Genomic DNA, 11,761 nt, shown 5'->3' on the forward strand with positions numbered 1-11,761 from the left:
TAGCCCGTTGCATGCATATGGCCCGATGCGCTAGCGGTGAAATGAGGTGAATGCAGCGTTCCTTCTTGGATGCTGCCATTCGCTCGACCATTTAATGAACCTGTTTTTGGATCTACAGCAAACTGAATTTCCATAGAGCCACCACCAACAACACCAGATTGAAATTGTAATTTAACGAGATATAAGCTTTCATCAGACATTTTCTTGTTCCTTTTGTAGATTGCATTCACACTGTTATATGGTTACTCAGTAACCGAGTGAAAGTGTAGAATGACCACCACAAAAGACATATTACAGCGTATTACAGCTAGGTCATGTAAATTAGTTTACTGCATAGTCGCTCTATTCTTGCAGTTCAAATATCTGCTGTAATGCGTTGGATTAGTCGTTTTTGCGATAGATTAGGAATGCATGTGAATTGTGAGCTATAAAAAAAGCAGAGGAGCTTGCTCTATTTACAAGTGATGCAAATAAACAGCATTTATCAATATATTCCAAATAAATCAACCGTACCACTAATAGGTATGTTTAATTCTCTTTGTTTATCTTGTAAAGTTAATAATATAAAAAACTCAACAACACTTTTTATGGTTGTAAAAACATGGCTGTGTGTTGAGTTTAGAAAATGGACAATTAACCACTACATTGCAAAGCTAGCAATGTGTATAAAAAACCTAATATTAAGCCTTAATAGTAAAAATGGAGAAAGTTAATGGAATTTAATTCAATGATGTTATTTGTTATTGCTTGTCTGACTATCAATTTAATACCGGGGCCTGATGTTATCTACATCGTATCAAATACCATGAAAGGTAAGATGGTCAGTGGCATGAAAGCTGCGCTTGGCTTGGGGGTTGGTTACTTTTTTCATACATTAGCGGCCTGTGTGGGATTATCAGCCATTATTTTAAGTTCAGCTTTAGCTTTTAGTATCGTTAAATGGCTTGGTGCTCTTTATTTAGTTTATTTAGGTGTTCAAGCACTTATTTCCATGTACAAAGGGAATAGTCGGGTAGTCGTTAGTGAAAGTAAGGATACGAAAGGAAATATTTTTATGCAGGGGGTTGTGGTCAGTGTTTTGAACCCTAAAGTTGCTTTGTTCTTTCTCTCATTTCTCCCGCAATTTATAAATACATCCACTGGCTCAGCAGCCTCGCAATTACTGATTTTAGGATTAGTTTTTAGTGTGTTAGCAACCCTCTGCAACGTACTGTATGCAACTGTTGGAAGTTGGTTGTTCAATCGACCTAACGCAGGTAGATACACGCGGATATTGGAAGGAGTATCAGGAGTATTGCTAATTGGTTTAGCTGGTAAAATTGCATTGAGCGAACGTTAGGGAGAAGTTGATTCTACATACAGCGTATTACATGAAGTTGAGTTTGAGGGCGTTTAGGTTTTTTTATCGTTGTTTTTTAGAATAGGGGCTGCTTTTACAAAGTATTCGCTGATTAAACTAAATGTTCTTTTTAGTATTTCTTTTCGAAGCTAGCTACACTGGCAATAGTATTGTTGCGACTGCACCTTGGTGTTTTTCTTTATTCGCTAAGCTCAAACTACCATGATGCTGCTCTATCACGTTGCGACAAAAGCTTAGACCAATCCCTTGACCTTGTTGTTTAGTGGTGTAAAACGGCACGAATATGTTATCGGGGTTGGCAAGGCCTTGGCCGTTATCATCAATGGTGATGCAGCTTACTTTTCCTTGCTTATGCACACCTAATGTTATTTTAACGGGCGGGGTGCTTGCTTCGATGGCATTTTTTATTAGATTGATCATGACTTGATGAATAAACGTGCGGTCGGCCTTAAAAGTTGCGGCGTCTGTTACGCAGCTAAATGCAACGTCAGGGTATATTGCGCACACTTGTTTTAAAAATGTGTCGGTGTCTATTGCTACTATATTAAGTGCCAGTGGTTTATTTATATCGCCATAGCGCGTGACAAATTCATTAAGATAATTACAGCACTCACTTATAACATTAAGTGCTTGTATTTGTCGTGGCTCGGTGAGCTTCACGGCGAGATTTTCAGCCATTGCAGTAACTGGTGTGAGTGAGTTGCGAATTTCGTGACCGAGTACGCGAATAATTTGCTGCCATGCTTGCAGTTGGCTTTCGCGAAGGGCTGAGGTGATGTCGATCATAACAATAAGTTGATGACAGCTGCCTTGCTCTATAAATTCACTGTGGCGTATTTGCCATTGCTGGGCTGTAATAACATCGCTAAATTGCCAATGTGCGTCTTGCTTTGTAAGCCCTAATTGTTCAGCGCTTGCATAGCGTAAGGTTTGCCATTGAGTCTGTTTAAATTCGCTAAACGCATTATTGGCATAACTGAGCTTATTATATTGATCGAGCACCATGATCGGCACATTAAAATGCTCAATTAATTGGTACACCAAAAAAATATGCTGATCGTATCGCGACTTCTTTTTAAATAACTCTTCACTTAACTCAATCAAGCTTTGTTGTAATTGGTGAATACTCCCCGCCTGATAGCTGGGCTTAACGAGCTGGTTATAATCTTCGTTTAAAATGGCATCTAGGTGGGCGTAATTGCGGTTAAAGCTGTTGATCACTTTTTTATAGGTACGAATAAACAGCTTAAGATAAATAGCTAAAAATAGGATTGAGATAACGGCAGAAGTAACAACAGATAAAGCAAAATATTGGCCAATAAAATAGCACCCCAACGCTGCTAAAGTGCTACTAAAAAATGCAAAGCCAATTAAACTGCGTTCCAGCGATGAGTGATAAAGACAACTAAGTGTCATACTGCTTTTCATACGGTAATCCCGTATTTTTCAAGGCGACGATACATAGAAGATTTACCTAAACCTAATAATTTAGCGGCGTTAGGAATATGGCCTTGGGTCTGCTTGAGGGCTAAATCAATTAATTGGCGCTCTGCGTGCTCTAGTGTCATTAGTGGTAATGTGTTATTGATTTGACTGCTGTGCAGGTTTAAGTCATCGGCGGTCAATGTGTCGGTTGTTGCTAACAATATTGCCCGTTCAATCACATGGCTTAGCTCGCGTACATTGCCCGGCCAAGTATAGTGGTTTAATTCATGTTTAGCGCATTCACTCAATGTAAGTATGGTGCTTGAGTATTTTTTAGCATGTAAATTTATAAAGTGCTCGCACAAAGGCACTATATCTTCAATGCGTTCGCGTAGTGGCGGTATTACAAACTCCAAAGTGTTTATCCGATAGTATAAATCTTCTCTAAACTGGCCTTGTTTTATCAGTGTGGCAATATCGCCATTGGTGGCACTGATCAAGCGTACATTGGCTTTTTTAGTGTGACTCGCGCCAACCATCTCAAACTCTTGACTTTCGAGTACCCGTAATAATTTTGCTTGTTGTGGTAGTGATATATTGGCTATTTCGTCTAAAAATAAACTGCCGTTATCGGCCAGTTCAAAGCGGCCAATGCGCTCATTTTTAGCATCAGTAAACGCGCCTTTTTTATGACCAAACATTTCGCTTTCAAATAACGATTCAACAATAGCCCCCATATTCACTGCAATAAACGGTTGTGTATGGCGCGTAGACTGCTGATGAAGCCATTGTGCTAATTGGCTCTTACCCGTACCATTTTCACCGGTTAGTAAAATGTTGGCATCGGTTTTAGCTACCTTAGCTAACTGACTTATCAGTTGTTGCATAGCGTGTGACTGATACACAAATGCAGGCGAGGCATGATCGTTAAGCTGTTGCAGCAACTTTTGATTTTGTTTGTTTAACTTTTTAAGTGTGAGTTGCTGATCGAGCAATTTTAATAAGCGCTGGTTTTGCCATGGCTTTTCAATAAAGTCACACGCACCGTGTTGCATAGCGCGAACCGCTAGATCTACGCTCGACCACGCAGTCATTGCGATGACAGGGATATCTAACTGTTGTTTATGTAAGTGCTGTAAAAACGCCAAACCTTCGTCACCTGATGTGGTGTCGCGGGTAAAATTCATATCGAGCAAAATAAGGTCAATCGCTTGGCTATCTTTAACTACTGCTTGCGCGCTAAAAGGTGAGTCGCATTCGAGCACTTGGTAGCCGTTATCTTCTAAAATAAAGCGCGCGCTTAGGCGGATTTCGGGGCTATCTTCAATGATCAAAATAGTGGCAGGCATAAACTTCCAAATAGGTGAATAAGCACAGGTTGATTGTAGCGTATAGCGATTTCTATGCCAGTGATTTTATTGCTGTATTTCAGCTTGTTAGCTATTTAAAGATGATTTTACTAGGTGTTTCAGTCCGATTGCGGACTGTTTGAGTCCGGTTTCAAGGTTGAGATATGTGGTGCAACGAAAGCGCAAGACCATGGCCAGTCTCAAACTGAGACTGGGGAGTCCGGTATCGCCGCTCTGTAAGAATTTTTAAATAGCACATGCTTGTAATTGTTTGTATTTATTTACTTTTAATATTGGCACGTGTTTCGCTATAGCTTAGATATACAAAGCATAATGCGGTGCAATATGGACATAGTAAAAACAAAAGTAGTCAAGCAGTTATCGCTTTGGCATAAGCTAATTTTATTACTGGCTGTTATTTTAATTGTGGCAGTGATTTATCAGCGCAGCAGTCAAGTAGGTGTGTCAGTATCGCGCAGTAATATTATTATTAGTGATGTACGCCAAGGCGCGCTTGCGATTACGGTTACAGGTTATGGTGAACTTAAATCTGCGCAGCAGCAATTGCTTACGGCAAAAACGTTGGCCACTGTGCAGGCTATTTTATTAAAACCAGGCGCAATAGTGACCAGTGACTCAGTGATTGTGCAGTTAGCCAATCCAGCGCTTGAGCAACAGCTCGAAAATGCGCAGCAAGAACTTAATAAACTCAATGCTAACTTACGCCAGTTAAGATTAAACAATACTCGCGAGTTATTAAACGAGCGCTCTCATGTGGCGCAAAGCCATGCCGCTTACGAAAATGCCAAACTAAAATTAAAAGCTGAAACCAGTTTGGTTGAACAGGGCATAGTCTCAACGCTTAATTATCAGCGTAGCGTGTTAGACGAGCAACAACTTCGCCAGCAATTAGCAATAGCTAAGCAACGTTCAGAGCAACTAAAAGCCGTACACATAGAATCTGAAAACATTCAGCTTGAGCAAATTAAACAGCAACAAGGGTTAGTAGTTATGGCACAAACACAATTGGCCAACCTATCTGTAGTAGCGGGAATGGATGGGGTATTACAGCGTTTACCGATTGAGCTTGGGCAAAGCGTAAATGCAGGGCAAGAAATTGCGCTTATCGGCTCGGTTGATTCATTAATTGCAATTATTCAAGTACCACAAAATCAAGTAGATGATATTCGGTTAGGGCAGCTCGCAGAAGTAGATACACGCCGCGGTGTTGTTATGGCAAAGGTGTCACGCATCAGCCCTGTGGTGAGTAATAATACAGTAGAGGTAGAGTTATCGTTGCCTAAAGAGCTCCCTGAAAATGTTCGGCCGCAATTAACCGTCGATGCCAATATTAAGGTCGCACAGCTAAAAGATGTTACTTATATCGAGCGCCCAGCAAACGTAAAACCGCACAGTGTAAGAGATCTGTATCAGGTAAACTCACAGCAGCAAAGCGCACACTTGGTTGATATCAAATTTGGTCGCGAGGCTGGGCGCTTTATCGAAATACTAAGCGGCGCACAGTTAGATCAGCAATTGATTATTTCAGATTTAACCAACCTTACTCGCAGCAATAGCGAAATTCTAATTAACTAATGAACAGGATAAAAATAATGACAGAGCAAAAAATAACGAACACCCAAGCCGATGTCGTATTAGCAATGAAAGGAATTAGTAAGGTATTTGAAACCCAAGAGTTACAAACCTATGCACTGCGTAGTATTGATTTGTGTATTTATCGCGGTGAATACTTGTCGATATCGGGGCCATCTGGCTGTGGTAAATCAACATTACTTTCATTATTGGGTTTACTTGATATGCCAACCAGCGGTGAATATTTAATTGACGGTAAAGACGTCTCTGCACTTTCGCTGAATCAGGCTGCTGAAACTCGCAATGCAAAAATAGGATTTATTTTTCAATCATTTAATTTAATTGATGAGTTAAGTGTGTTCGACAACGTGGCATTACCACTGCGTTATCACCACTGTAAACCAAACAAGCAAATAATTGCTGAAAAAGTAAAAGCGTGCCTTGAAAAAGTAGGGCTTGGGCATCGTATGAGTCATAAACCTAACCAATTATCTGGTGGACAGCAGCAACGCGTGGCGATAGCCCGAGCGCTGGTGACTGAACCGGCAATATTATTAGTTGATGAGCCAACGGGTAATTTAGACTCAAAATCGGGAGATCAAGTTATGCATGTATTAAGTGAGCTACATGCAGCCGGCACCACTATTTGCATGGTGACACATGACCCGCGTTACTGTGATATGGCTACAAGGCAACTAAAGCTATTGGATGGTGAGATGCTAGGGGCTGTGGGTATAAAAGATCAGCTAAGTGCTTAAATAACCTGTTTAGTGAGAGTAAAATGGAATATCCAAAAATAATAAAACGTCAATGGCTATTAAGGGATAACTTAACGGAGTGCCATAATGACTTATAATTTAAAAAATGCATTACTTAATATAACTAATCATAAAGTTTACAGTTTAAGTGTTGTAGCGACGTTAAGTATTGTTTTAGCTGCATTAATTACTGTATTAACACTTGCCTATATTATGCTGTTAAAACCATTGCCATACCCTGAGCAAATGCGGTTAGTAAAAGCTGAATATGCTCAAATAGACCAAACCGGGGCGCTTAATACCCGCGCTTTTAATTACCCTGCACTGATTGATTTATATAAAAATCATAAATTATTTGAGCAAGCTGCGTTGGTGTATTACGGTGAACAACGCCTTGATGATGTAGCGGGCTTACCCATAGTAAACACCTCATTTGTTACCCCTCAGTGGTTTGAAATGTTTGCAATTAAGCTACATTTAGGACGAGGTTTTACGCAAACTGAAGCTCTTGATAGTTTTAACCCCGTTGCCGTTATAAGTTATCGAACATGGCAAAATGACTTTGCCAGTAAAGAAAACATAATAGGTCAAACACTTAGTGTGGGCGCTCAGCAATTCAAAATTATAGGTGTGGCTGCAGCCAACTTTAAATCGCCTGCACTTATCAAAACAGGGCAGGTCACTGACGTATGGTTGCCGTGGGATTATAATTTAACCTCTGCAGAGGCTAAACCATTTTGGTGGAACCGTTACTCGCGCAGCCATTTTGTGGCTAAATTACCAAGCGATGTAAGCATTGAGCAGGCGAGTAAAAGGTTATCGCAGTATGTGGATGATGTATGGCAACAGCATATTACGACCGAAGCATTCTTTGCAGGTTGGCATATCGAACTTGAGCTAAACACCTTGCAAACAGTAATATTAAAAGAGACACCGCAGAATATTTATTGGCTCATTTTAGCTGTAACGGGGTTGGTTATTATTGCCTGTGTAAACATTAGTAACGTGTTTATTGTAAGAACTGCAGCGCGTAAACACACATTAGCACTGAGTGCGGCGCTGGGCGCAACACGGTTTACTTTGTTTAAACAGTTTTGGCTGGAGGTTGCCTTACTAATAGCCTTAGCAAGTATAATAGGCCTTGCGTTAGCGGCGATTTTTTTAGCAACCTTAAGCGATTTTGCCATGGCAATATTACCGCGCGCCAATGAGCTTTCTATTAATGCAGTATCATTCCTTACCACACTGGTTAGCGGCTTAATATTAACGACGCTGTTCGCTTTTTTATGTACGCGAATAGTAAATTACCAACAACTGATAAGTAGTTTAAAGTCAGCAGGAAAAGGGACGACAGTGCAGGTGGGCAAGCGCGTATGGCAAGGCTTGGTCGCTTTTCAAGTAGCTGTAGCGTGTACATTATTGTTTATTAACTTTTTAGTTTTTAGCGTTAATAAAAGTAATATTGACGAGGCTTTCACACTGCCACTTGAGCAATTAACGAGTTTAAAGGTTAATGTAGCAAGCCATGTAGCGGCTGATAGAGACAAAGCAAATCAGCTATTAGAGCAAGTAGCTAACGAGCTTGCTTTACTGCCAGAGGTTAGGCAAGTAAGTCGTTCATCATCACCTATAAACGATAATTTAATTACTTGGTCATTGGTTGAGGTAGCAAGCAATCAAAACGTATTACCTTATGGTAAATCAGTTGATGAGCAGTATTTTTCATTACTTAAACAACCCGTATTACAAGGACGTGGTTTTACAAACGAGGATACTAAAAGTAATGCGAATGTTATTATTATTAATGATGTACTAGCAGAAAAATTATCAAATGATGGTAATGCATTGGGTATGCATTTGAGTTTTGATATAACTTCAGGGCGCGAAAATGATTTAGTAATAATAGGCATAGTTAAAACAATGCTTATACCGGGGAAAACGTCGCTTGAGCCTAAAGCTTATTTGACTCGTGCTGGTTATAATTCATTTATTATCGAGTTTAAAAATGCTCAGCACTTAACAAAAAATACGCTTAACACCTTATTACAATCTATTGATTCAGGCTTATCAGTTCATCAATTAGCGCCATTAAATGCACAGCGCGATACAGCACTGTTTCGTCAATATGTAGTATCGGCGACAACGCTGATGATCATTGCTGCCACTATTGCCTTAACCAGTATTGGTTTGATAGGTATTATGCGCTACTCAGTGTTATTAAGGCGTGCTGAAATTGGTATTCATTTGTGTGTTGGCGCAAAGCCACTGGCATTGTTTTTGTTAGTATTTAAGCAAAATGGCAGCGCAATCGTAACGGGTATAATACTCAGTATTGCGTTATTGCTGGCTTTACAACAACCACTACAACTGATTGCGGATGGAGTACCGCAAATTATGCAGCTTGGTATGTTATTCATGACTTTATTGTTTGTAATTAGCCTTGGCGCACTGGCGTGTTATTTACCTTTAAGTGCCCAGCTAAAGCGCCCTGCAATTTACGGTGTACAAGGATCACAACAGTAAAGTGTGTAGTTTAGGAGGGACTGATTGAGTAAAAGGCTTAAATCAGCTCCTTCAACTAGCTCTTTTAAAAACACTTTATAAAATTTGGCACGTTGATAAGTTAATAATAATTATAAAGATGGTACGGGCTGAATGTTATTATCTGCAGTCTATACAACTAAAAATGCTACAACAGGGATTTCAGTCAATGATTGCAAAGTTAGATAATGCAAATGAGGCAGTCGCAAAGCAAATTTACACCACCTTTCAACGCTCTTATAAAATAGAGGCCGAGTTAATCGGTGCGCTTAACTTTCCGCCTTTATCGCGCACTGTTAATGATATACACAATTCGCAAACGCTTTTTTATGGATTTTATGACGATACTCAGCTTGCAGGGGTTATTGAACTGGTAATTATCAATGAGCGATTAGAAATTAATAGCTTAACGGTTGACCCAAAGCATTTTAGAAAAGGCATCGCCGATAAGTTAATCCGCTATGCGTTAACTAACTTTATTGAAACAGCATCAACAGCGATAGTTGAAACCGCAGTAGTTAACGAGCCCGCTATTAAGTTATATAAAAAGCATGACTTTGTTGAGTTTAAAAGATGGACGCCCGATCACGGTATTGAAAAGCTGGCCATGATTCGAACTGGCATTGTTTGATTCAAAAGCCACAGTGTAAAAAACGTTGTAAATTCAATTTCTTTTCAATTATTAGTTTAACTAGCAAATACTTATCGAAAGGTAACCAACGGTTGTTATTTTGTTATGCCAATCACTTAAGTTTATTTTAAGTTTTACTGTTTACGCTTAACCAAACATATTTAAACATGATTTTTGAAATACAAATTTTATGTTTTAGATCACTAAATACTTAGTAACGATAGGTTACTGTATGTGGAGTATTTAATACGTACAAGGGTAGAGGTTACCTCTTCAAGCTCTCAAAACATAAGAGCTAGGTTGAGACGTTTCATTTTTCGAGAGGCATTATGAATTTAAAAAACACGACAACTCATTACAATACGCTCTCCATTGCTTTGCATTGGCTTATGTTCATATTGATTGTCGCTGTTTACGCAAGCATTGAACTGCGCGAATTATTCGACAAAGGGACTACAACCCGAGATGCCTTTAAAATGTGGCATTTTATGCTTGGTTTATCGGTTTTAGCTTTAGTAAGCGTTAGGCTAATTGCTCGCGTAGTGGGTGGCTCGGCTCCTGATATAAAACCAGAACCAGCTAAGTGGCAAAATAACCTGGCCAAACTAGTGCATGTTATTTTGTATGGGTTCATGTTTGCTATGCCTATTGCGGGATGGTTAATTTTGAGCACGGCAGGCAAACCAATTCCGTTTTTTGGTCTAGAGCTTCCGCCATTGGCCAGTAAAGATTTAGACTTGGCTAAAACCATCAAAGAGCTGCATGAAACCGCTGGGGAAGTTGGCTATTACTTGATTGGATTACATGCCGCCGCCGCCTTATTCCACCATTATGTTTTATCTGATAATACGCTTACACGAATGCGTTTGCCGAAAAAATAACAGCGAATAAAAATTAAAAAAGGGAGATTCAGTCTCCCTTTTTAATTTTGCTACTTTCTGTTTGACTGAACGCTATTGCCACTTTGACGAAGTTCGGCTAAGAGTGATAGCCAGACATTGAAATTGACTAAATATAATAGCTAATTAAGTGCTCAAACTGTTGTTTGCGCACATATTCAAGGATATGAGCGGCGCGCGTATATTGTTTCATTTAGCTTTGCTTAAAGATAATAGAAAACTTAGTGATAGTAATACCTTAGCTAATTTGTTAAAACTGTGTAATGTATTAATGTGAGTGTGGTCGGAGTAGAAAGATCCGCCCTTCGCGCACTATAAAATTGTTAGCTGCCTAAAGGATATTTTGTGCTAAAACTCTATCGTTTCTCTGAAGAGAAAAAGGAATACTGGGAAACTTGGCCTAATGATGATGGATCTCATACGGTTCACTGGGGAGAACTAGGAACGACTGGCGAGAGTAAAGTTCTAAAAAAGGGCCTGTTTAAAAATCCACAGAAAGCAATTCAAAAGGAAATTAATGATTTAATTGCTAAGGGATTCAGTCAAGTCGAGCAAGAATTTACCCTTATGGTTGAGTATTCTGTAGACGGTTTCGGAACCCCACAAGATCTAGAAAAAAGAGCAAGGCTTCAAGATCGTCTAAATGAAACACTTGGATGGACTGGCTTAGGTCACTGTGATGGTGGAAGTATTGGCAGTGATACTATGGAAGTATGTAATTACGTTGTCGATTTTGAGGTTGCTAAGCGCATTATTGAAAAAGATCTTGTTGGTACAGAGTTTGAAAACTTTACTCGTATTTACGATGAAGACTTAGAGTAGTTCGGCAGCTAACAAACGCATTAACCACTCGCTGCGCTCGCTGGGGACAAAAACACGTAGGCTCCCCTCGCTTCGCTCGGTATTATAGCCTACGTGTTTTTGCCCGTTATGCGGGCGTTGAGGCTGTAGAATTACTCTTTTTAGGAACTGGTTCTACACAATTGACTTGATTGTTTTTTGACCTTGAACCCACAGGGTTACTGTGATCTAATAGATATTATTCACCCACGGTAAATTGTTATGGCCAACTACAAGCCTGACTTATCCTGCCAAAATAAATTCATTCCAATCAATTTTGCTGAGCAAATATTGCCAGGTACATTTGAGTATGCGCTTTGTTATATTGTCGAAAATAAACTCGATTTGTCGGGCTTTGACGCGTG

The 11,761-nt window shown here is 39.7% G+C and carries 9 protein-coding genes and 1 pseudogene; 7 read left to right on the forward strand and 3 right to left on the reverse strand.

Annotated features, from left to right (window positions below):
* Window positions 1–200, reverse strand: a pseudogene (locus tag H5158_RS21605) (DUF1842 domain-containing protein); the annotation flags it as partial.
* Between the two features lie 512 nt (window positions 201–712).
* On the opposite strand from H5158_RS21605, the gene H5158_RS21610 reads away from it, so the two are divergent.
* Entirely contained in the window at window positions 713–1,339 is a 627-nt protein-coding gene (locus H5158_RS21610) for a LysE family translocator (RefSeq protein WP_149981251.1), read from the forward strand.
* Window positions 1,340–1,492: 153 nt separating this feature from the next.
* Here the strand turns inward: H5158_RS21610 and H5158_RS21615 are convergent, their stop codons facing one another.
* Complete coding sequence (locus tag H5158_RS21615) at window positions 1,493–2,788, reverse strand: PAS domain-containing sensor histidine kinase (protein ID WP_259399478.1); 1,296 nt, start codon at window positions 2,786–2,788, stop codon at window positions 1,493–1,495.
* Window positions 2,785–4,134, reverse strand: a complete 1,350-nt coding sequence (locus H5158_RS21620; protein WP_182740877.1) for a sigma-54 dependent transcriptional regulator — start codon at window positions 4,132–4,134, stop codon at window positions 2,785–2,787. Before H5158_RS21620 ends, H5158_RS21615 begins: the two co-directional genes overlap by 4 nt.
* Before the next feature lie 345 nt (window positions 4,135–4,479).
* Between H5158_RS21620 and H5158_RS21625 the strand changes: the two genes are divergently transcribed.
* The 6 genes from H5158_RS21625 to H5158_RS21650 all read left to right on the forward strand — a co-directional run bounded on the left by H5158_RS21625 (window position 4,480) and on the right by H5158_RS21650 (window position 11,378).
* Window positions 4,480–5,730, forward strand: coding sequence for an HlyD family secretion protein (locus H5158_RS21625; protein ID WP_145235000.1), 1,251 nt, complete (start codon window positions 4,480–4,482; stop codon window positions 5,728–5,730).
* Window positions 5,731–5,747: 17 nt separating this feature from the next.
* Complete coding sequence (locus H5158_RS21630) at window positions 5,748–6,485, forward strand: ABC transporter ATP-binding protein (RefSeq protein WP_182740878.1); 738 nt, start codon at window positions 5,748–5,750, stop codon at window positions 6,483–6,485.
* Between the two features lie 87 nt (window positions 6,486–6,572).
* Window positions 6,573–9,008, forward strand: coding sequence for an ABC transporter permease (locus H5158_RS21635; RefSeq protein WP_182740879.1), 2,436 nt, complete (start codon window positions 6,573–6,575; stop codon window positions 9,006–9,008).
* 187 nt (window positions 9,009–9,195) lie between these two features.
* The gene (locus H5158_RS21640) at window positions 9,196–9,657 is read left to right on the forward strand and encodes a GNAT family N-acetyltransferase (RefSeq protein WP_182740880.1); all 462 of its coding nucleotides are present in this window, start codon (window positions 9,196–9,198) and stop codon (window positions 9,655–9,657) included.
* A gap of 329 nt (window positions 9,658–9,986) precedes the next feature.
* The gene (locus tag H5158_RS21645) at window positions 9,987–10,538 is read left to right on the forward strand and encodes a cytochrome b (RefSeq protein ID WP_182740881.1); all 552 of its coding nucleotides are present in this window, start codon (window positions 9,987–9,989) and stop codon (window positions 10,536–10,538) included.
* Window positions 10,539–10,901: 363 nt separating this feature from the next.
* Window positions 10,902–11,378, forward strand: a complete 477-nt coding sequence (locus H5158_RS21650; protein ID WP_182740882.1) for a hypothetical protein — start codon at window positions 10,902–10,904, stop codon at window positions 11,376–11,378.
* Window positions 11,379–11,761: the final 383 nt, after the last annotated feature.

The sequence above is a fragment of the Pseudoalteromonas sp. SR45-6 genome (assembly GCF_014163545.1).
Taxonomy (GTDB): domain Bacteria; phylum Pseudomonadota; class Gammaproteobacteria; order Enterobacterales; family Alteromonadaceae; genus Pseudoalteromonas; species Pseudoalteromonas rhizosphaerae.